Origin of the sequence: Streptomyces sp. IBSNAI002 (assembly GCF_052244475.1) — a bacterium.
In the GTDB taxonomy this organism is placed as follows: Bacteria; Actinomycetota; Actinomycetes; order Streptomycetales; family Streptomycetaceae; genus Streptomyces.
Window position 1 is genome coordinate 217,089 of the sequence record NZ_JBQPXG010000005.1, and the last position, 20,094, is coordinate 237,182.

Annotated in this window: 16 protein-coding genes and 3 pseudogenes; 10 read left to right on the plus strand and 9 right to left on the minus strand. The window is 67.9% G+C overall.

Features of this window, described 5'->3' with window-relative positions; translation table 11 throughout:
• Positions 1–124: 124 nt before the first annotated feature.
• Positions 125–4,627, minus strand: a complete 4,503-nt coding sequence (locus tag ACTVZO_RS42810; RefSeq protein ID WP_443304006.1) for an AAA family ATPase — start codon at positions 4,625–4,627, stop codon at positions 125–127.
• Positions 4,628–4,766: 139 nt separating this feature from the next.
• Here ACTVZO_RS42810 and ACTVZO_RS42815 point away from each other — a divergent pair, with 139 nt between their 5' ends.
• Positions 4,767–5,657: a hypothetical protein gene (locus tag ACTVZO_RS42815; protein ID WP_443304007.1), complete on the plus strand. Its 891-nt coding sequence runs from the start codon at positions 4,767–4,769 to the stop codon at positions 5,655–5,657.
• Between the two features lie 126 nt (positions 5,658–5,783).
• Here the strand turns inward: ACTVZO_RS42815 and ACTVZO_RS42820 are convergent.
• Positions 5,784–6,125, minus strand: a pseudogene (locus tag ACTVZO_RS42820) (DUF4436 family protein); the annotation flags it as partial.
• A gap of 705 nt (positions 6,126–6,830) precedes the next feature.
• Here ACTVZO_RS42820 and ACTVZO_RS42825 point away from each other — a divergent pair.
• From ACTVZO_RS42825 to ACTVZO_RS42840, 4 genes are all read left to right on the plus strand, one after another.
• Entirely contained in the window at positions 6,831–7,061 is a 231-nt protein-coding gene (locus ACTVZO_RS42825) for a hypothetical protein (RefSeq protein ID WP_443304008.1), read from the plus strand.
• Between the two features lie 65 nt (positions 7,062–7,126).
• A complete protein-coding gene (locus ACTVZO_RS42830) occupies positions 7,127–7,636 on the plus strand; it encodes an RNA polymerase sigma factor (protein ID WP_443304009.1) in 510 nt (169 codons plus the stop codon).
• Complete coding sequence (locus ACTVZO_RS42835) at positions 7,629–8,357, plus strand: hypothetical protein (RefSeq protein WP_443304010.1); 729 nt, start codon at positions 7,629–7,631, stop codon at positions 8,355–8,357. The genes ACTVZO_RS42830 and ACTVZO_RS42835 overlap by 8 nt, the downstream gene beginning before the upstream one ends.
• A gap of 181 nt (positions 8,358–8,538) precedes the next feature.
• Positions 8,539–9,282, plus strand: a complete 744-nt coding sequence (locus tag ACTVZO_RS42840) for a tyrosine-type recombinase/integrase (RefSeq protein ID WP_443304057.1) — start codon at positions 8,539–8,541, stop codon at positions 9,280–9,282.
• Positions 9,283–9,411: 129 nt separating this feature from the next.
• Here ACTVZO_RS42840 and ACTVZO_RS42845 read toward each other — a convergent pair whose 3' ends face one another.
• Entirely contained in the window at positions 9,412–10,026 is a 615-nt protein-coding gene (locus ACTVZO_RS42845; RefSeq protein WP_443304011.1) for a DUF3885 domain-containing protein, read from the minus strand.
• Positions 10,027–10,208: 182 nt separating this feature from the next.
• Positions 10,209–10,704 (minus strand): annotated as a pseudogene (locus tag ACTVZO_RS42850) (DUF4265 domain-containing protein).
• 224 nt (positions 10,705–10,928) lie between these two features.
• Between ACTVZO_RS42850 and ACTVZO_RS42855 the strand changes: the two are divergent.
• On the plus strand, positions 10,929–11,072 hold the full coding sequence (locus ACTVZO_RS42855; protein WP_443304012.1) for a hypothetical protein: 144 nt from the start codon (positions 10,929–10,931) through the stop codon (positions 11,070–11,072).
• A gap of 124 nt (positions 11,073–11,196) precedes the next feature.
• Here the strand turns inward: ACTVZO_RS42855 and ACTVZO_RS42860 are convergent, their stop codons facing one another.
• Complete coding sequence (locus ACTVZO_RS42860) at positions 11,197–11,367, minus strand: hypothetical protein (RefSeq protein WP_443304014.1); 171 nt, start codon at positions 11,365–11,367, stop codon at positions 11,197–11,199.
• Between the two features lie 200 nt (positions 11,368–11,567).
• Between ACTVZO_RS42860 and ACTVZO_RS42865 the strand changes: the two genes are divergently transcribed.
• Both ACTVZO_RS42865 and ACTVZO_RS42870 read left to right on the plus strand, forming a co-directional pair.
• Positions 11,568–12,713 (plus strand): ParA family protein, encoded by a 1,146-nt coding sequence (locus ACTVZO_RS42865; protein ID WP_443304015.1) that lies wholly within the window; start codon positions 11,568–11,570, stop codon positions 12,711–12,713.
• On the plus strand, positions 12,710–13,720 hold the full coding sequence (locus ACTVZO_RS42870; protein WP_443304016.1) for a ParB/RepB/Spo0J family partition protein: 1,011 nt from the start codon (positions 12,710–12,712) through the stop codon (positions 13,718–13,720). The genes ACTVZO_RS42865 and ACTVZO_RS42870 overlap by 4 nt, the downstream gene beginning before the upstream one ends.
• A 212-nt stretch (positions 13,721–13,932) precedes the next feature.
• Here the strand turns inward: ACTVZO_RS42870 and ACTVZO_RS42875 are convergent, their stop codons facing one another.
• Complete coding sequence (locus ACTVZO_RS42875) at positions 13,933–14,901, minus strand: IclR family transcriptional regulator domain-containing protein (protein ID WP_443304017.1); 969 nt, start codon at positions 14,899–14,901, stop codon at positions 13,933–13,935.
• Positions 14,902–15,245: 344 nt separating this feature from the next.
• Between ACTVZO_RS42875 and ACTVZO_RS42880 the strand changes: the two genes are divergently transcribed.
• On the plus strand, positions 15,246–15,965 hold the full coding sequence (locus tag ACTVZO_RS42880) for an IS6 family transposase (protein WP_443304018.1): 720 nt from the start codon (positions 15,246–15,248) through the stop codon (positions 15,963–15,965).
• A gap of 77 nt (positions 15,966–16,042) precedes the next feature.
• Here ACTVZO_RS42880 and ACTVZO_RS42885 read toward each other — a convergent pair.
• Positions 16,043–16,449, minus strand: a pseudogene (locus tag ACTVZO_RS42885) (transposase); the annotation flags it as partial.
• 96 nt (positions 16,450–16,545) lie between these two features.
• Between ACTVZO_RS42885 and ACTVZO_RS42890 the strand changes: the two are divergent.
• Entirely contained in the window at positions 16,546–18,015 is a 1,470-nt protein-coding gene (locus tag ACTVZO_RS42890; protein WP_443304058.1) for an IS110 family transposase, read from the plus strand.
• 85 nt (positions 18,016–18,100) lie between these two features.
• Here ACTVZO_RS42890 and ACTVZO_RS42895 read toward each other — a convergent pair whose 3' ends face one another.
• Both ACTVZO_RS42895 and ACTVZO_RS42900 read right to left on the minus strand, forming a co-directional pair.
• Positions 18,101–18,715 (minus strand): hypothetical protein, encoded by a 615-nt coding sequence (locus ACTVZO_RS42895; RefSeq protein WP_443304019.1) that lies wholly within the window; start codon positions 18,713–18,715, stop codon positions 18,101–18,103.
• 484 nt (positions 18,716–19,199) lie between these two features.
• Positions 19,200–19,919 (minus strand): IS6 family transposase, encoded by a 720-nt coding sequence (locus ACTVZO_RS42900; RefSeq protein WP_443304020.1) that lies wholly within the window; start codon positions 19,917–19,919, stop codon positions 19,200–19,202.
• Between the last annotated feature and the right edge of the window lie 175 nt (positions 19,920–20,094).

A 20,094-nucleotide genomic window follows, 5' to 3' on the forward strand; every position in this document is an offset into this window, starting at 1 on the left:
GCCGGTATCCGGCAAAGGGCGGCAAGGCCGACCGAGGACAGCCCGGGGATGTCCCGGTCGACCCGGCCGCTCCATTGATCCCGGAGCCGCGGCACCCGCAAGGCCGCACCTGTGCCCGTGCACCTCACAGCGACGACTCGTCCAGCGTCAGCGTCGCCAGCCCGGCCGGGCCGAGGACGTGCAGGGCCGTGCCCGCCGGGCCGGTGCCGGCGGTCAGGGCGTGTACCGGGGCTCCGGTGAGCAGGGTGTGCCGTAGCTCGCCGGTCAGCGGGTCCCAGAGACGGACAGCACCCGCGTCACCGGCAGCGAGCAGCGTCCGGCCGTCCGGCAAGGGGACGTCGGCCAAGGCGAGGGTGGCCGACGTGTCCCAACGTGCGAGCGGGCGGCCGTCGGCCGTGTCCCAGACCTGGATGCCCGTGGAAGACGCGGCGGCCAGCAGCACCCGGCCCCGGAACGGCAGGACGCACGCCCGCCGGAGGAACGACCCGGCGCCGTCAGGCCGTCTCAGGCCGGCGACGACGCGGCCCGAATCCAAGTCCACCAGCTCGATACCGCGCGCACCCACCGCAGCGACCACCTGGGCGGCGCCGGGCCGTGCGGGGAGGGGCACGAGGAACCGCGCGAGCTCGATGGGCGGGCGGGGCAGCTGGGTGGCGGTGGCCCCTGCGCCGGCGGCCGGATCCCACACCGTGCAGCGGATCTCTCGCCCCCTCGCCATGCTGACGACCATCGGCAATCCAGCGGCCGTCGTGGTGACGTACAACCGCGAATTCGGGGGGCGGTCCCCGCGTACGGCATGGGCCTCTCCGGACACCAGATCCCAGACCGACCAGGAGCTACGGCCCTCGACCACCACGCAGGCGCTCCCAGGGGGTGAGGGGATCGGCTCGACCATCAGGACGGGGCCGGTTTCCAGCTGCTTCACCAGCCGCCCCGTCACGGCGTCGTGGACGTCCAGGCCGAAGTGGGTTCCGACCACGACGACATCCCCGGCGCTGTCGACCCCCGGATAGTCCGTCCTGCACAAGGGCCACATCCTCGGCCGTAGTCCGGCCAGCCCGCGTGGCGCCGCGTAGCGGGTCTGTGCCGGCTCGTCCTCGTGCACAGCCGTTTCGCGGCCGATGTCCCACAGCCTGATCCCCTCCGGACCTGCCGAAACGAGCCGCGGACCGGCCGGTTCGTCCAGTACGGCGAGGGCATCGATGCGCGGGTGGTCGGCCTCGAACGACTCCTCCCAGCGGCCGTTGATGTCCTGGACGACGACGCGGCTGCCCCGGGAGTAGACCAGCGCCTCGCCGTCGGGCAGTACCGCCTGGGCGCGGCCCCTCAGCGGGCTGTGGCGCACCGGTTCACCTAGGAAGGGATCCCAGAGTCGCGTGAGGGAGATCGCTTCCGGTCCAGCACTGACGACGAGCAGGTCGTCCCTCTCGGGCCGGGACACAGTCTTGAGCACACGGGCTCCGGCGCCCCCGAACGGGGGGTGGCCGGTCAGTCCCGAGAAGGGGTCCCAGAGACGAATGCCCTCTGGAGAAGGGAAGGCCACGAGCGCGTGTCCGCTCGCCCGGCGCACCACCGTCGTCCCACTTCTGAGGGGACGGACCGCCTCGGGGAAGCCCTTGAGCGTGATGACCTTGCCCGTGCTGGCGCCGCGAGTACTGGGCCTCCACACGAATGTGCCGTCCGCCGTGATGATGAACAGTTTCCAGCGAGCGGGTCCGTCCTCGAGGACGTGTACGTCGACGACACGCGGCAGTGACAGGGCGCTGAGGGGCTGGCCCGAGCTCGGGTCGTGGATGGTGACGCCCCTCATGCCCCACGTGACGAGGAACGTCCGGCCGCCTGTGGCACGGATGGGGCGCAGGCCGCGCACCCTGCCGTGTCTGCGGCCGAGTTCGGCCGTCAGGCGACCGGTCGAGGCGTTCCAGATCCGTACGGACCCGGTCTCCGAGAGGACCGCGATCAAGGCCCGCCCGTCGAGTGTGGGCAGTACGCACAGGGCTCTCGTTTCCCCCCGGGCCGGGGCGAGTACGTTGGCGCGGGCTGCCCACTGGCCCCAGGCGAGGGTGGCCGGCAGATCGTCCGGGGCCTCCCATGGTTCGTCCCGTACGTCCCGCTGGAAGGTGATGCTGCCGGTGCGCGAGGCCTCGTCCACGGTGTCGTCGAGGTACGGCTCGATCAGCGCCGCCGCGGTCAGCAACCGGCGCCGCGGGTCCGCCGTGGGCAGGGGCAGGCCGAGGCGCGCGCGCAGGGTGCCGGAGGTCTCCTGGGCCAGCAGTTCCAGCGGCACGCTCTGATCGTCCAGTACCTCTCCGGCCGCCGCGTGGTGGAGGAAGTGCCTGCGCACGTACGGGTGGGCCAGGTGTGGCCGGGACTGCTCGACCAGGCCGGCCAGTGCACCGGTGATGGAGGCGTGGGCGGCGGCGAGCGCCTGGGCCGCGGTGGGCGGACGCCACCAGTGCGAGGCCTGGACCGAGGACCGCACCAGCAGCCACTCGGGGTTGGCGAGCAGGAGGTCGCTCAGCCGCTGGTGGACCGGACGGTAGACGGTGCGCGCATCCTCCTCGGCGGTGGCCAGATACCCGGTGAGGCGGCTGGTACGGAGCGCCCGGATGGCGCGGTCGGCGGCGTCCACACGGTTGCGGGACCCGTGATCGGACCCGGCCAGCGCGGCGGTGACGGCGGGCCAGACCTCCGCCCAGGGCAGGCCCGCGCCCGGTGCGAAGGCCGTCGCCCGCAGGGCGGCGACGAGCAGTGCGGCCGGGACCCCGGAGCTGCGGGAGACGGCCTGGACGTCCTCGCGCAGCAGCCCGCTGGTGCCGTCGGCGAGCCGCTCCTGCCACCCGTACTCGGTCAGGTCCTGGCGGGTCTGGGCCCGGCGCAGCTGGTCGGCGGCGATGCGGGCGTCGAGGAAGGACGGCGCGACCGCCTCCGCGATGACGGCTGCCGCTTCCGCCGCCGCATCGGGCGCACCGTGGTAGGGGCCGTCGGCCGGGGCGAGCAGCAGGGTCGCGGCGTAGGCGGCGATGTCACCGGCGCAGTCGGGACCGTCGCTGCGCAGCATCCCGGGCACGAGGCCTTCGTCCTCCAGCGCCTGCGTCAGACGCAGCAGCAGCTGGTCGGCACGTTCGTCGACGAGGTCGTCGCCGGCCCGGTAGGCCAGATCGGGGGAACTGCGGATCCCGAGCAGGAGCCGCACACGGCGGGTCCCGCCGGGCTTGCGCAGGCGGGCCAGCGGCAGGACGACGTCGTTGAACACGGCGAGCGGGTCGTCGGCCTCGTCCAAAGCGTCGATGACCACGGTGACCGGCCCCCCGCCGCCTTCGGTCCGCTCCAGCACCAGCCGCAGCAGAGCCTGGACGGGAACCTCCACCGCCGGCCTGGACGACGCCTCCACATGCTCGGCACCGAACCCGGTGACCAGGTCCTGGACCACCACCCCGGCAGGCTTGTTGCGGGCCAGCACGGCAACGTCCACCGACCCGGGCACGGGCCGCAGCGCCTCGGGAATCACCTCCACCATGGCCGCATACCGCGGATCCGCCGCGAAGGCCCGGTCGGAGAGGGTGACCAGCCGGGCCAGCAGCGCCGACTTCCCAGAACCCGCCGCGCCCGTGACCACGAGGACACCGTCACCGTCGCGCAGGAAGCCGGTCAGACGGCCCATCTGTTCGGCACGGCCGCTGAAGTACCAGCCCGCGTCATCGGCGGCCGCCCGCCCCGAGGCACGCTCCGGCCAGAACTCGTCCAGGGCATCCGCTTCCTCTTCCTCTGCCGCTTCCGCATCCTCGTCGGCGTCCGTCGGCGGAGTCACGGCGAGCTGGCGCAGTGCCGGGCCGGTCGTGCTGACGGGAGGCTGGTAGCGGGGGTTGGGCAGGCAGGCGCTGAGGCCGCGCGGGCTTGAACGCGGGACGATCCACCGGGCTTCCACGAGGTCCTTCTCGGCGCCGTGCTCGTCCCGCCCAACCTCGTAAAGGAGCTGTTCCCATTCCCGGAAGGAGAGGTAGGGGGCGGTGAAACCGGCTGCCTCATCCCGCATCCGCTCCCAAGCCCGTGCCACACGTTCGGTGAACGAACCGACCAGGGGCTGCACGTCGTGGTCGCCGGCCGTGACCACGGCCGCTCCGCCGTGCCCGCGCCGGTCCTTGCCCAGGGCTTCGAGGAGACTGGTGAGTTCGGTGTCCAGGGTGCCGGAGAAGCAGGAGTCGACGAGGACCAGCACGTGCTCGGACTCGCTGTCCAGGACCGCGGTGATGAGCTCGCTGGTGGGGAACGCGGTCGCGAACGGCCGCTCCTCGTTGGTCTCCGGGAGCGTGAGGAAATGGCGGGGCGCGACGCGGCGCAGCCCGTGGCCGGTGATGTAGACGACGACGGCTTCCTGATACTCGGCCGCGGCGAGGTTCTCCTTGCACAGGAACTCGCGCAGCTCCTGGACCGTCCGCACGGGGGGCGCCTGATGCACCTCGAAGCGGCGGGCGTCGTCCAGCGCCGGGTCCGCGAGCCAGCCCGTGATCCGTTCGACCTGGCGTGCGATGGCTTCGTCGAACCCGGGAGGGCTGTCCTTGTATCCGTCCACCGCGACCACGACCAGCCGCCGCCGGACGATCCCGTCCAGCTCCTCCGCACTCACAGCTCTCCCCCTGCTCCCCCGCCGTGCGCGAGGTACGGCGCGCAGGGCGTCCTCAGCCTATCGGGAGCGGGGGGCGGGCGGCCGTGGTTACGATCGGCCCAGGGCAGAGGCCCGGTGGGCGGGCGGGTAGGGGGAGAGCATGAACGTTCTGCAGGTCGTCGGGGTGCACGGCATCAGGCAGGGGGCGTCGGCCACGACGGAGGGGCTGAGCCGGACGTGGCAGGACGGGGTGGCCAAGGCCCTGTCCACCTCGGGACTCGACGCGACGGCGGGCCCCGTCAGGCTCACCGTCCCCTCGTACCAGGGCGTGTACCCGAAGACGGCGACCCGGTTCATGCGCCTGGGCCCGGACACGGCCGACGACGACGCCCCCGTCGAGGAGGAGGAAGAGGCCTTCATCCTCGAGGCGCTGGCGGCGTACGCGCCGACGGCCGTGGCGCTGGAAGACGATTCGCCGATGGGCGGCCAGACACTGGGCGCGGGCCGGCTCACGCCTCGGATCCTGCGCCGGGCCCACGCCGTGGACCGGGTGGCGGGCAAGGGCGTGACGGGCCATCTGCTCTGGCTGGTGCGCGAGGCGCACGGCTATCTGCGCCAGGAGGAAACGGCGGAAGCCGTGCGCGCCGAGGTGGGGGCGGCGCTGGCGGCCACCGGAGCGCGGATGGTCATCGCCCATTCCCTGGGCAGTGTGGTGTTCTACGACATGCTCGGCCGGGACGAGGTTCCGGCCGCCGCGGACGGCGGGCCGGGGGTGCTGTCCCTGATCACGTGCGGGTCCCCGCTGAGCTGGCTGGCCGTCAGGAAGGGCGTGCACACCCCCGGTGTCCCGCTGTCCGTCCCGGCGGGAGTGGAGTGGACCAACCTCTACGCGCCCAACGACCCGGTCAACAAGGGCGGCGGCCTCGGCCACCTCGCCGTCGGCGTCACGGACGTCAAGGTGAACAACGGAAAGCTCAAGGCCCACGACGTACGCCGCTACCTCGACAAGCCGGCCGTCGCGGAACGGCTGGCGAAGGCCCGCCTGCTGTGACGGCCGCGTGAGGTTCGGATGCCCTTGAACGTCGTTGGCCGGGCAGAACTCGACGCGTTCGGCCGCAGAGTTGCTCGTCAGAGACTCCCACCCGTATGACGGCTGCAGCGATGTTCCTGCCGGACCCTATTCGCCCGCTTCTCGCTCGTTGAGCTTGAGGCGGATGAGCTTGCTGACGTCATGCCGGAAGCCGACGAGGGCAAACAAGGTCGCGGCCATCCAGCCCAGAGCCGGCCAGGTCAATCCCTCCTTCTTGTGTACCAGGATGACCGCTCCCGCCAGCACGGCAAGGGCCAGCCCCCACATGGCCAACATCATGAACGCGGTAAAAATCCAGGTGCTTCGAGACCTGTGGATGCTCAGCACAAGGCCGGCAGACTCGGGGATTGAGACGGAGCTGGTCGGATTCATGACGAAGAAGGGGTCGGAGTTCACAAAGATCATCCGGATGGGAACGGGAGATCCGCTTGAAGTGGTCGCGCTCCCAAGGACTTCTGGGGCAAGGGCAGGACGCTCAGCATCACCTCGCCGGCGCCGGGGTCAACCCTCTGAGCCGTGACTTTGAGGTGCAGCGCCATGCCCCCAGCCGACGGTGCGGAGCTGGATACCCGTCTCTCCTGATTTCTGGCGTGCCACTCGTCAAGGTAGAGAGTGATCCCTACCACCAAGAACGCCAGAAGGACTCCTGCGCTTCCAACGTAGATGAAGGTCGCCCCACCCCTCGGTAGTAGCCGAGGTGTTCGTGATTCCTCTGGCTCTTCGGACGCCTCGTCGGGGGTATGGGGTGACTCGGCCATCTGCCCAGCCTGGCTGAGTTCTGCACGGGAGCGGGGAGCGCCGCGCCATCGACACACCCCTAATGATCAAGGAACGTTGCGACGGGCGTGAGAACCCAAGCGACGCCAACGGTCCACTTCTCACCCGTCACCGACACCCTCGGCCTTCAGGCACTCCACGCTGCTCCTGATGCCGTACGGAGATCCGCCGGACCTCGTGCCCAGAGCGCCCCATGCCGTCGACTCGTGAGCGGCGCGCGGCCAACGGGGAGTGCTCCCCGCCGTGATGCGCCTCGCCACGCACCCCACTTGACCAGGAAGTGTCACGCGAGGGCCCCTCTCGTGCTTTAGGGGGCGGACGCGGGGCAGTGAGCGCCGCCATGGTGGAGGGGTACGGATGGACCCTGCTGTGATCGTCGGTGCGGTGGTGGTGACTGCCGGATACCTGACCCGGCTGCTGTATCGCTGGGTCAACGAACGCTTCGAAGTCAAGAGGACCGAGTTGGTTCAAGCCGGCCTGTCGGAGCGGGTGCGTTCGCTGCCCGTCGGCAGCAAGCTGGTCGAGCGAGACGGCACCAGGTGCGTGGAGATCGAGGTCGGGATCGCCGGCCGAAGCGGATCGAGGTGACGATGACCGAGTCCCCGGTAGCCGCTTCCCAGGAGGTCCTGCAGCAGCGGCACACACTGGTGCGAGTGTTACGAGACGACTTCGAGGCCCTCTACATCGTGGAGATGAGAGCGCTGACCGTCCACCTCATGTACCGGGGTGCGACCCCCTACGAGGCAGCCGATGCAGCACACGAGGCGTTCATCGAGCTGCTGCCGGATCGCTGGCGCACGGTGGCGCATCCACGTGCCTACCTCCGCAGGGTCGCGTGGACGAAATACCTCAGGCAGTCCGGTCATCGTGAGTCACCGTCCGATGTGGTTCCTGATCGTCCGGGCGGAACCTGCCCCGTCCTCGAGGTGATTCTCAGCGAGTCCCAGGAGCGGATCCTCGCGGCAGTTCAGCAGCTGCCGCAGGCGCAACGGGAGGTGATCGCCTGGCAGCTCGACGGCTTCGACTACGCCGAGATCGCCGCATTCACCGGCAAGAAGGAGCCCGCTCTGCGCACGAATGCGAAGAGAGGGCGGCAACGGTTGAAGGAACTGCTGGACGTGGCAGGGACTGGACGCGGAGAAGGAGGGGCGTCTGATGAATGACCAGCCGAACCGGACCGATGCCGATGAGGCTCTCGAGAGGCTTCTCCACGAACACGCAGAAAGCATGCGTGAGACGGTCGGCGCCAGCCTCCACACTGAATCGGGCCTGGTCAGTCTGTGGACCCGAAGGTTCCCGGTGCCCCCGGAACGCTGCGCGGAGCCGTTGGCCCCGCGTCCAGAGCGGGTGGGACCGGTCGAGGACATGGAACCGGATGACCGTCGGCCACATGAGCCGGCCGCCATCGTGCGCCGTCAGCCCCTGGACCCCAACCTGGCCGTGCGCAGGCTGGTAGAGGATCTGCGCGACGAGGCGGTCATGACGGCGAGGATCACTCGGAAGGTCGGTGAGGTGGGTGACCGTGAGCGTCGCACCTTCGGAAGGGCACTCCACTCGCGGACCCTGAGCACTCTGCGCCTCTACGGCATGGACCTCCAGAACATCGCAGAAGCGTTCGAGCAGCGTGCTGAGCTGAACCGCACCCAGGTCGTGGACCTGCTCATGAGCTACCAGCAGGCGCTGGACTCGATCCGCCACGACTTCCATGCCGAAGCAGTCCGGCACGACACCGAGGCGGCCGGCAGGCGGGAACGCTCCAGGTACGTCATGTGGAAGCAGCTGTCCATGGACGTGGAGAGCAGAGGCGAGGCTCTGGTGCGGATGCGTGCTGACATCACGTGGATCTTCGACACTTCTGATGACCTGCTGGGGATGCTCTCCTGACGGCCAGGGGTCGGCATGAGGCGCTGCCGCCGGGTGAGGTCGACGCCTTCCTGCACGGCTTGGGTTCTCGAACCGGGCAGCCCGCGACATCAAGCGCCTGCGCGATGCCAATGGCGGGAAAGTCCCGCTGATCTCACGCTACGACTCACACGAGCGCGTCACGGGCCCCCAGCTGCCGCATCTGTTCCAGCGCCGCCCTTACTGGCAGCCGCAGGTCATGAGCGAGGCCGGTATCAAGCGCGCTCTGGACCGGACCCTGGAGGCCACCGGACTCCGCGACCAGGCTGGCGAGCCCTTGCGCTACACACCGCACGACTTCCGAAGGATGTTCACGACCGAGGCCGTCACCGGCGGACTGCCCGTTCACATCGCAGCCCGCATCCTCGGTCACAAAACATTGACCACCACCCAGGCATACCTCGCCGTCTTCCAGGACGACCTGGTACGCACCTACCGAGGCTTCCTCGACCGGCGCCGGGCCGAGCGCCCCCAAGAGGAGTACCGCGAGCCGACCGCGGCGGAGTGGCACGACTTCCAGCAGCACTTCGAGCTCCGCAAGGTCTCCCTCGGCACCTGCGGGCGCCCTTATGGCACCCCCTGCGAGCACGAACACGCCCGCATTCGCTGCCCCGTTCTCCTGATGGACCCCTGCCAGCGGCCTCGCCTCATCGAGATCATCCAGAACCTCCGCGAGCGCATCACCGAAGCCATCGGGAACGGCTGGCTCGGCGAGCTCGAAGGACTCCAGGTCAGTTTCGACGCCGCGATGGCCAAGCTCAACAGCCTCAAGAACAGCCGCACCGACGGACGCCCTCAACTGGTCGTCCTCGGAATGCCCCTCATCACCGATCCCGCACCCCCGCCAGAGACAGGAGACTCCGATCCCCGCGAGCCCGGACGGCACGCCGGTCCCGCCGGCCGCTGACCGTATCGAGGATGTCGCGAGCGGCCTCCTGTCCTGGCGCCGCCCGCGCCATCCTCGGTCTTGACGGTTCTCCCGGAGTCCAGGACGTCATCCGCAACAAGAAGTGGGCAGCGTAGTGACGCTGATCCGTCAAAGCCCCGACGGGCTGCTGGAAAGCCACTGGGCATGCCGCTCACGCGTCAGGTCCCGTTCCTCAGGCGTGGTGAGGAAGACGTCGGCGCCCCCGTCATAAGGGTGGTAGATGCGCCGCATCTGGAGATCAGTGACGAGGACTCCCCCCACCTTGTCGTCCGCAATGTCACGGAGCAATGCGTCGAGGCAGCCATGTCGCCAGGGCTGGCGGACGGCGAAGAGATGGCAGTAGGTGCGGAACTCCGGGTCGGGATCGTCTTGCACCAGCAGGCTCTGCCAGTAGGCAGCGTCAGGCTGGAGCGGCGGAACGTCGGCTTCGGCCGTCCAGACCGGCGTGATCACGTACACATCCCCACCAGTGAACAACTCATCGAGGACCGTGTTATGCCGCTCCAGGACGACGACGTACTCGCTCTCGTCCTCTGCGTATCGCTTCGACTCCGGCAGGCTGTGGAAGCGTACCCAGACATTGCGGTACGGGTCGCGGAGCTTGTAACCAACCGGCGGGCAGTCCGGCCAATGCCGCTGCCACAGGTCCGTCAGGACTGTCCGTACGTCTCCAAACACCTGCCGCACTCGTCCTCTCGGGCATGGGCTGTCGTCGATGACCATGATGCCCGGCACCGACCCACCAAGAGAAGCGGCGTCTTAGTCCGGAAAAGGGCCAGCGGACTTACAGAACTCCTTGCCCGAGCGCTCCGCGAACACGGTCGTTACGTCGAAGTCGAGCACCTCCACGTCCACCTCCCCCGCGTCCTGAACACGCCGCAGTGAGGCAGGCGCTGGTTGCTGGGCTATGCCTCGCGCCATGCATTGGTTACACAGCCGACCTCAAAGTGCCACCACCCGTCCTCGACACCGCGGACGAGCAGTGCCTTGATCCCGCTGAGATCTGCATCGGCTGGCACGTTGAAGGCGACCAAGGGGAACTCTTCGCTGAAGACCTCCCCACCCAGGCCGAACGGCAACAGCCGCTCGTGAACAGCGTGAGCGCTTCGTCCCAGCGGACCGGACGGAATGGGCAGGACGCGGATGGTGCAGTTGCCCGATGCCTCCACCCGTTCCTTCGACCAGTGGAGACCATCTGCATTCCGTCTCGAAGCGCACGATCTCGCCCTCGGCGACCCCGTTCTGCAGGAAGGGGACGTTCTCCACCCGGGCGGTATCGGTGCTCAGCCGCATTGCCCACAGCCCCTCGGTGTCATGGGGCAGCCAGCCTTCACGCGGCACAAACCGGAACCACACCTTGATCCGGTTGTTCTCAGCGGCGAGGGGCCCGGACGGAGTCATAGAAGTCACGGTCCAGATGATCGCGCACTCGTCTTCATGCATCGAACGTAGGTCCGGCTGTCCTTAGTCCGGAAAAGTGCTAGCGGTCTTGCCGAACTCCTGGCCCAAGCACTCCGCGACCGTGGCCGCGAGGTGGTACTCGAGCACCTGCATGTCCATCCGCCGCGCGTCCTCAAGACGCCCGCCAGCCTGCGCACCGCCACCGCCGAGCAGGAGACAGCCCGATGATCAGACGCTTCCGCCGCTGCGGCAGCCCCGGCGCACTCACCCCCGAAGACCAGGCCACCGTCGACCAGTCCCGCGCGAAGACCACCGGCCTGCGGCACCCCGCCGCACTGGCGGCCATCGCCTGCATCCCCCAACCCTGATGGAGGCGCCCCCGCGAGCTGGATGGCCTGACATGAAGGCTCGGCTCCCCCGCAATGTTCTGCGGGGGAGCCGGGCCTTTTCGCGTTTGGTGGTGGGTGCTGGGTCTGAGGTAGATGCAGAGGCCTAGGAGTCGACCTCGACCTCCATCTCCTTGATCTTGCCGCTGGTGCTCACGACAGCGCTGACGTTGCTGTCGCCGGGGACCTCGGCAGCACGCGCTGCTTTCACGAACTCCTCGATCTCGTCGAGCGTCATGTTCTTCTCTTCGCCGGTGAACTTCAGGGTCTTGGGCATGGGGCTCATGCTGAACCGACGGCCGGGCATCCCGCAGCCGTTCCGCGTAACCGTGGAGTGTGGGGAAGGGGTGCCGTCGGCGTTAGCGCCCACGGGGGTGCTAACGGCGTTAGCACTCAGTGAGTAACTGCCGTGAGAAATCGGCAAAACGCGCCTACTGGATCACCGGGAACGGGTGTAGCGGCAGTATGCTGCCGTCCATGTCATCTCCGAACCCGGGAGAGGAGCGGGAGAAGCTCGTCTCCAAAATGCCCGCTCACCTCCAGCAGGCCCTGAAGGTCCGTGCAGCACAGCTCCAGACGGACATGCAGGATGCCGTGGCCGCAGGCATTCAGGCGTGGCGTGCCTGCACCGACGAGCTTCCCACCGTCAACACCGCCAAGGCCGATTCCTTCGGGACGTACCTGCCCGAGGGTCTCTACGAGGACTTCAAGGCCGACTGCCGTGACCGCGGCGTCTCCTACATCCAGGGCTTGGCTCAGGCCGTCGTGCTCTGGCTGGACGACAACCCGGCCGCCCCCCAGCAGGTCACCCGCCGCCTAATCGTCTGCAACCAGAAGGGCGGCGTCGGCAAGACTGCCGTCTCCGCCGGCGTGGCCCAAGCGCTCGCTGAAGCCGGCCAACGCGTCCTCCTGGTCGACTACGACCCCCAGGGCCACCTCACCCACCAGCTCGGCCTCACCGCCATCCCCGCCGGTGAGGAAAGCCTCATCACGCACATGCTCCACCGCGACCAGGCCAAGCAGCCGCTGCTGGACCTGACCGTCGCCATAGAGGGTGACCGCTTCGGCGGCCGACTGAGCATCCTGCCCGCCGCGTTCGACGCCTTCCTTCTCGACTCTGGCCTCACCGTCTTCCGGGGACCGCGCCACGCCGCCCTTGAGCGCGCCCTGGCCCCGCTCGAAGACCAATTCGATGTCATCGTCGTGGACTCCCCGCCCAGCCTCGGCCTCGCCATGGACGCAGCCCTCACCTACGGTCGTCAGCGTGACGATGAGAAGCCCGGCACCTGCGGTCTGATCGTTCCCGTTGAAGCCGAGGACACTTCCGCCCAGGCGTACGGGATGCTGATCCAGCAGATCGACTCCCTCTCCCGGGACTTCGAGATCGTCATCGAGCAGCTCGGCCTCGTCGTCAACAAGTTCGACAGCCGGCGCGGGTACATCGCCACCTCCTCTCTGGAGAAGTGGAAGAGCCTCGGCACGCCCCCTGTTCTCGCCGTCATCCCCGACGTCAAGGAACAGCGGGAGGCGGTCCGTAAGCAGCGGGGCCTTCTGGACTACGCGCCCGACTGCGAGCAGTCACACCAGATGAGGCAAATCGCACGAGGATTGAGGACCGCATGAGCAAGGCAGACATGCTGGGGGACTCCCCCACGTTCGCCGCTGTTGCTCAGCCGATGAGCAGCCGCGCCGCCAGCTTCGCCCGGTTCTCCGGCCAGGGAAGTGAGCCGGCCGTAGGCCGGCAGGAAACCCTCCGGATGTCGGTGGAGGGCCTGGCACACAACCCCTTCAACCCCCGTGTAGAGCTGCGGTCCATCGAGGAACTCGCCGACAGCCTCGCCTCGCGCGGAGTCATCCAGCCCCTCACCGTCGTCACCCGGTCGGCCTTCCTCGACGCCCACCCCGGCCAGCAGGAGCTCGGACGCGCGGCGTTCGTAGTCGTGGACGGCAACCGACGGCTTGCCGCCGCACGCCTCGCCGGCCTGGACGACGTTCCGGTACACGTGGACGACACCCTCGCCGAAACCGCTGACACCCTTCTGGAGACCGCCCTCACCGCAGCCGTTCAGCACGAAAGCCTGGACCCGCTCGACGAGGCGAAGGCCCTCGAGCGTCTCGTCGAGGTACACGGATCCCAGCGGGCCGTCGCACGCGCTCTGGGCAAGTCCAGCCCCTGGGTAACCCAGCGGATCGCCTTGCTGAAGCTGACTCCCGAGCTGCAGGCCGCCGTGGAGGACCGCAGCCTTCCAGTCGAGATCGCACGGAACGTGGGGCAGCTGCCTGCGCAGAAGCAGCAGGAAGCCGCTCAGGAAGCTCTTGAGCGGCGGGCTACCAAGCAGCGAAGGCGGGACCAGACGGAAAAGGGTGCTAACGCCGTTAGCACCCCACCTGCGGCCACCACACCCCAGGCAGTGCAAGCGCCACAGCCGTCAGCAGGAGCGCTACCGTCTTCTGATGCCGGCAGCGTCACCGCCTATGAGACGGCACTTCCCCGATTGCTGCCTGTTCCGCAGGCGCAGGCGCCCTGGGACGACGGCCACAAGGTCGCCGACCTCGTGTTCGAGAAGATGGACGCCGCGCAGCGTGAGGTCCTCCTGGAGCGCCTGCTGGCAGCTCACGGAAACGACTAACTCCGCATAGAGCGCATGAGGCCGCGCAGGGAATCCCCTGCGCGGCCTCATGCGTGCCTGGGGTGCTAACGCCGTTAGCACCCCACCGAACCGCAGGTCCGATGATTCGTCCTCGCTCGCCCTCGTCGTGTGGGTCCTGGGTGCTCACGCCGCTAGCACCCAGGACCGCACGTAGACCCGCCGACTGCCGCGGAGCCGCGATTGCCCGCTGACTAGGGAAGTGCGCGCCGGGGCTGCTTCTCGCCCGTGCTGGTGGCGGCCGTTGGTGGGTTGTCGTCGGAGATGAGGTGTGCCAAGAGCAGACCGGTGGCGCGCCGGCTGAGTTCCTGGGCGGCAGGGATCAGGCGGGCGTGGTCTCGGGCCGGCAGCGACAGGGCGATGCTGGAGGCCCGGCCGGGCAGCCCGAGGGAGAACGCGACGCAGACTTCCTTGTCGGAGTACTCAAGGAGGTCGAACTGCGCGGCGTGCGGCCCAGACTCGTCGATGGCTTCGATCAGAGCCCGCCGACTGGTGATCGTGCGGTCGGTGAGAGGGACCGAGGGGTAGCGGCTGAGGTGGTCCATACGTGAGTCGAAGTCGAGCTGAGCCAGCAGGCTCTTGCCGACCGCGCTGGCGTGGGCGGTGTCGGTGAACGGAGCCCATTCGTCGACGGGCGGGGCGGTGGGGCTGTGAGCGGAGACTTTCACCTCGATCTCACCGTGGGCGTAGATGCTGACGTAGACGGCGGCGCCGAGCTCGTCGCGCAGTTGTTCCAGGGCGCGCTTGAGCATCCGCTTGCCGGGGTCGGGGCGGGTGACGAGGTCCATCACCGGTCCGGTGAAGTAGGCGCCAGCGACGGATTCGACGAGCCGCTGCTCACGCAGCCAGTCCAGGAGGCGCACGGTGGTGTTCAGAGGGAGGCCGGCCTGGTGGGCGAGGGTGCGGCTGTCGATACCGCTACCGTTGCTGATCAGATACAGCAGGTCGCGGGCCCGCTGGGTGGTCTGCCACTTCTCCGGCACGCGGGCGAGAGTGCTGCGGTGGCGGGCCATGTCGTTCAAAACGGCCGGGCGCAGCGAGTTCGCCGACCACCACGGCTCCGCTGGCTCCCGACCGCCGCCATCCTCCTCGGCGGCGTGCCTCAGCAAGCGGACCGCTGCGGCGACGTCGGGCCGCAGGCCGGGCAGCGGCAGGCGCAGCACGTCCTGGGGGAGCGCGGCTAGGTGCTTGCGCTGGGCTCCTCTACTGGGGAGGGCCCGTGTGGGGCCGGGCTGTATTGGGGGACTTGGGGAGCACGTACCAGGAACAGCCGAGGCTGTCCCTCTCCGGGCTCCGCGCGAACTGCGGGAGGACGACCCGATCGGTGCTCGGCCGCCGGGATTCCCGGATCCGGCCTGCCGGGCTGGTGGGGGATGCGTCGGTGTGTGGGCGCAGGACGTGTTCGGGTACGTGGAGTCCGATGCGGACCTCCTCGAAGGGCGCTGTCACCTTGTTCGGCGGTCTGGGATGATCTTCGGGTTGTGGGTGTCCGGGTGGGGTGGGGTTCGTGTCGTCTGTGGTGCCGTCGTACAAGAACCACCGTTACCCGGCCGATGTCATCTCGCACTGCGTGTGGCTGTATTTCTGCTTCCCGCTCTCCTTCCGTGAGGTGGAGGAGATGATGCTCGAGCGCGGCATCGTCGTCTCCCACGAGACCATCCGCCGGTGGTGCCTGAAGTTCGGTCAGGCGTACGCGAACAGCCTGCGCCGGCGGCACCCGCGGCCGGGCGATAAATGGCATCTGGACGAGGTCTTCGTCAAGATCGGCGGGGTGCGGAAGTACTTGTGGCGGGCCGTCGACGCCGACGGCAACGTCCTCGACATCCTGGTCCAGAACCGGCGTGACAAGGCCGCGGCCAGCAGGTTCTTCCGCAGGCTCCTCACCACCACCGGACAGGTGCCCCGGGTGATCGTCACCGACAAGCTGAAGTCGTACGGGGCTGCGCACCGTGAGGTGATGCCCTCGGTCGAGCACCGCTCCCACAAGGGGTTGAACAACCGGGCGGAGAACTCCCACCAGCCCACCCGGCAGCGCGAACGCGCGATGAAAGGATTCCGCAGCGTCGGCGGGGCGCAACGGTTCCTGTCGGCGTTCACCGGGATCTCACCCCACTTCCGCCCCCACCGCCACCTCATAACCGGCAGCCGGTACCGCCTCGAAATGAGGGTCCGCTTCACCATCTGGACCCAGATCACCGGCGCCGCCGGCCTGCCCGCCACAGCCTGAACAACAGCCCCCGACAGGCCCATCACACCCTGCCGCACCATCAGGCGATCACGCCCTCGATAACGTGACAACGCCTGCGTCAGTCCCCGCGCAGACAACGACAGCACCATCTCGTCCACGCCGGTCAGGCGCCGCTGGCGCTTCTTGACGATGTGCGGCTCGAAGCTGCCCTCGCGGTCACGCGGCACTTCGATCTCGACCGGCCCGACGTCGGTCTGCACAGTCTTGGGCCGGACGCCGTTGCGGGAGTTCCCGCTGCCCGCGCCGGATCGTGCTTCTCATAGCCGAGGTGGTCGGTGATCTCGCCCTCCAAGGCGGACTCCAGGACCCGCTTGGTCAGCTGCTGAAGCAGCCCGCCCTCGCCAGTCAGCTGCAGCCCACCGGCTCGAGCCCGGTCGACCAGCTGCCCGATCAACTGGTCATCCAGCAGGTCCGCCGCAATATCGGGCCGGACCTCTTCAACCGCCTCGACCGAGACAGTCACGTCGCTCATCAGGTGCTACTTACTGGATCGGGAGTTACACCGTTGACCGTACAGGTGGGCCAGAATCGCTGCGCTGATCACCTCGGAGACAGGAAAATGGGCCGGGGTGTTCCGGTCAGCCGATGGGTCTGCGATGCCAGTGAGCTCGCCGTACAGGATGGCAATGGGGGTCGTTCAGGGAACCACGGATTGTGCCAGGAACAGCATCGCCGCTGTCCGGAGCACGTGTGTCAGACTCCGCCTCTTCCCCGACCCCTCCGGGACACCGCAGCACTACCGCGCGGACGGAGAGGGGGGCACATCGTGGCCCGGCAGGACGTGAAAGACGAGGTCATCCATCTACGCTCGGCAGGAGTGGACCTAGGCAAGCGCTTTCTGCTCGCCTGCACCCGCACACCCAGCCCCACGCGACCGGGAAGCTGGAGCCTGGAGACCGAGCGATTCGGCACCACCCGCGCTGAGATCCGCCGCCTGCTGGCATGGCTCCTCGCAGCCCGCGTCGAGGTAGTTGTCATGGAAGCGACCTCGGACTACTGGCGAAGTGTGTACTACATGCTCCAGCCGCACCTGCATCTGATGTTCGTCAATCCCGCACACCTCAAAGGGATCCGCGGGCGCAAAACCGACCCGAGTGACGCAGCTTTTCTCGCCAGGGCCGGCGCGTCCGGCATGGCCATGGGCTCGTTCGTCCCCGACCGGGAGATCCGTGAGCTGCGGGACCTGACCCGGCGCCGGACGGAGATCGTCAGGGCTGCGGGCCGGGAGGCCCAGCGGCTGGAGAAGGAACTCGAGGACACCGGCATGAAACTCTCCTCGGTCCTCAGCAACGTGGTCGGTGCAAGCGGACGTGCCATCCTGGAGGCCCTGATCAACGGCGAGCGGGATCCCGAGGAACTGTCCGACCTGGCCTGCGGCAAGGCCCGCAACAAGATCCCCGCACTCATCGAGGCCCTGGACGGCGAGTTCACCGACCACCATGCGTTCATGATCCGGCACTACCTGGACGAGATCGACCGGCTGAGCACCATCGTCGCCGCCTTTGACACCCGGATCGCCGGGCTCCTGGCCGGACGGGAACAAGCCCTGGACCACCTCGACACCATCCCGGGGATCGGGCGGCTCGCCGCCGAGATCATCATCGCCGAGACGGGCGGGGACATGGCCCAGTTCGCCACAGCCCACCACCTCGCCTCCTGGATCGGCGTCTGCCCGGGACAGAATGAGTCGGCCGGAGTGAACAGGTCCGGCCGCACCCGACCGGGCAACAGCAATCTCAAACGCCTGCTTGGGACGGCTGCCATGGCCGCGGTCCGGAACAAGGACTCCTACCTCGCCGTGTTCTTCCGACGCATCTCCGCCCGTCGAGGCGGCAGACGAGCCATGGTCGCCGTCATGCACAAGCTCGCCATCGCCATCTGGCACGTGCTGCACGACCACGAGCCCTACCGTGACCTCGGCGTCGACTACTTCGCCAAACGCGACCCCGCACGCGCCATGCGCCGCATGATCAAAGAAGCCAACAGCCTCGGACTCACCGTCCGCTTCGATCCAATCCCGACCAGCTGACCTGCACGGTTCACTTCATTTTCGTGTCAGACCCGGACAACGTGACAGTCCCCGCCAAGAAGATCTGCCGCTGTAGTACCAGCCATCATCCATGGATGCAGTTGGTGCCGTTGCCTTGCCCCTTCGGGTAGACATCGATGGTCAGCTGCGCGGCACTCGCGACGTATGCGCCAGTAAGGCAAATATCGTATCCAGTTGTGGCGCCGCGCACGACGGGGTCACCGCCGGTGCTGTTGTCGGCGATTGATCCCTGGAATTTGCCGCTCCCATTTGAGTATGCGATGGTTGCTAGCGCGAATTGGTTTGGGCCGTTGGTGCAACCAGCGGTGAAGAAGGTATCTTCGGCGGGGATGGGAGATTGAGGAAGGCCGCCGTACCAGGAATTTCCATCTCCTGGGTCAGTGTTGGCAGCGTCCAGCATGAACGTATCGCCTGTGTGGTTGGCAATTTCGAAGCAATTGTACGCGGCATCCCTCAGTCGGGTATCTCCAGTGAAGACCTGGTGTCCGGCTCCGGTCGTAGCGTTGTTGCCGTACTCGATGTTGCCGCAGGCGTCATGATTATGGTTCCCGACGACCTTGATGTAGCAGCTATTGCTTTTCCCGTCTTTGTTTTTGCTGTCGGCGTGTGCGGTGTTGCCGAGTGCGGTGAGGGCGAGGAGGGTTGTGGTGATGGTGAGTGCGGTGCGTGTGTAGCGCATCTGGTCTTCTTTCGTTTCTGTTGGGTGTGGTGGTTGTATTTTGGGTGGGGTGGGGTGGTGGTGTGGGGGAGGCTTGGCCGTTCGGTTGGGTGAATTGGTGGAGTGTCTTGATTCCATTGTCTATCTCTAAGTCAGAATGATTCAGCGTGGACGTCCTTGTGGGTGTCGACGCCGAGCAGTACCTCTTCCGACTGGGCGGGGATGTGATCGCCTCGGGAACGGTGGCCGTCGCCGGGCCGGGGCGGTCAAGACTGTGACGGTGCCTGTCGCGAGGCCCCTATCGGGACACATCCCCTGCCCGGCGGCAGCACGCACCACTGCGAGCAGGCGGCCGACAGATCAACACCAAGGCATCAGGGCCAGTCACGTTACGGGTCAGACCACCCGCTCGCAGCGGCACCCGACCATCCTCACAGTCACGTTATCGAGGGCGTGATCGCCTGATGGTGCGGCAGGGTGTGATGGGCCTGTCGGGGGCTGTTGTTCAGGCTGTGGCGGGCAGGCCGGCGGCGCCGGTGATCTGGGTCCAGATGGTGAAGCGGACCCTCATTTCGAGGCGGTACCGGCCGGCGGTTATGAGGTGGCGGTGGGGGCGGAAGTGGGGTGAGATCCCGGTGAACGCCGACAGGAACCGTTGCGCCCCGCCGACGCTGCGGAATCCTTTCATCGCGCGTTCGCGCTGCCGGGTGGGCTGGTGGGAGTTCTCCGCCCGGTTGTTCAACCCCTTGTGGGAGCGGTTCTCGACCGAGGGCATCACCTCACGGTGCGCAGCCCCGTACGACTTCAGCTTGTCGGTGACGATCACCCGGGGCACCTGTCCGGTGGTGGTGAGGAGCCTGCGGAAGAACCTGCTGGCCGCGGCCTTGTCACGCCGGTTCTGGACCAGGATGTCGAGGACGTTGCCGTCGGCGTCGACGGCCCGCCACAAGTACTTCCGCACCCCGCCGATCTTGACGAAGACCTCGTCCAGATGCCATTTATCGCCCGGCCGCGGGTGCCGCCGGCGCAGGCTGTTCGCGTACGCCTGACCGAACTTCAGGCACCACCGGCGGATGGTCTCGTGGGAGACGACGATGCCGCGCTCGAGCATCATCTCCTCCACCTCACGGAAGGAGAGCGGGAAGCAGAAATACAGCCACACGCAGTGCGAGATGACATCGGCCGGGTAACGGTGGTTCTTGTACGACGGCACCACAGACGACACGAACCCCACCCCACCCGGACACCCACAACCCGAAGATCATCCCAGACCGCCCGAACAAGGTGACAGCGCCTCCGAGATGCATGCGGCCCGATTGTGTGCCTAGCCTGGTTGGAGGAGGACCGCACTGTGGGCAGCAACCGGACCGGAATGCTCTCCAAGGCGTTGGTGCACCGTC

What these genes read in the sequence shown, in the direction of transcription:
- ACTVZO_RS42855 (WP_443304012.1), top strand. Translation starts at nt 10,929, where the DNA reads ATGATCAGACGCTTCCGCCGCTGCGGCAGCCCCGGCGCACTCACCCCC.
- ACTVZO_RS42890 (WP_443304058.1), top strand. Translation starts at nt 16,546, where the DNA reads ATGGGCCGGGGTGTTCCGGTCAGCCGATGGGTCTGCGATGCCAGTGAG.
- ACTVZO_RS42895 (WP_443304019.1), bottom strand. Translation starts at nt 18,715, where the DNA reads ATGCGCTACACACGCACCGCACTCACCATCACCACAACCCTCCTCGCC.
- ACTVZO_RS42860 (WP_443304014.1), bottom strand. Translation starts at nt 11,367, where the DNA reads ATGCCCAAGACCCTGAAGTTCACCGGCGAAGAGAAGAACATGACGCTC.
- ACTVZO_RS42815 (WP_443304007.1), top strand. Translation starts at nt 4,767, where the DNA reads ATGAACGTTCTGCAGGTCGTCGGGGTGCACGGCATCAGGCAGGGGGCG.
- ACTVZO_RS42870 (WP_443304016.1), top strand. Translation starts at nt 12,710, where the DNA reads ATGAGCAAGGCAGACATGCTGGGGGACTCCCCCACGTTCGCCGCTGTT.
- ACTVZO_RS42825 (WP_443304008.1), top strand. Translation starts at nt 6,831, where the DNA reads ATGGACCCTGCTGTGATCGTCGGTGCGGTGGTGGTGACTGCCGGATAC.
- ACTVZO_RS42865 (WP_443304015.1), top strand. Translation starts at nt 11,568, where the DNA reads ATGTCATCTCCGAACCCGGGAGAGGAGCGGGAGAAGCTCGTCTCCAAA.
- ACTVZO_RS42835 (WP_443304010.1), top strand. Translation starts at nt 7,629, where the DNA reads ATGAATGACCAGCCGAACCGGACCGATGCCGATGAGGCTCTCGAGAGG.
- ACTVZO_RS42845 (WP_443304011.1), bottom strand. Translation starts at nt 10,026, where the DNA reads ATGGTCATCGACGACAGCCCATGCCCGAGAGGACGAGTGCGGCAGGTG.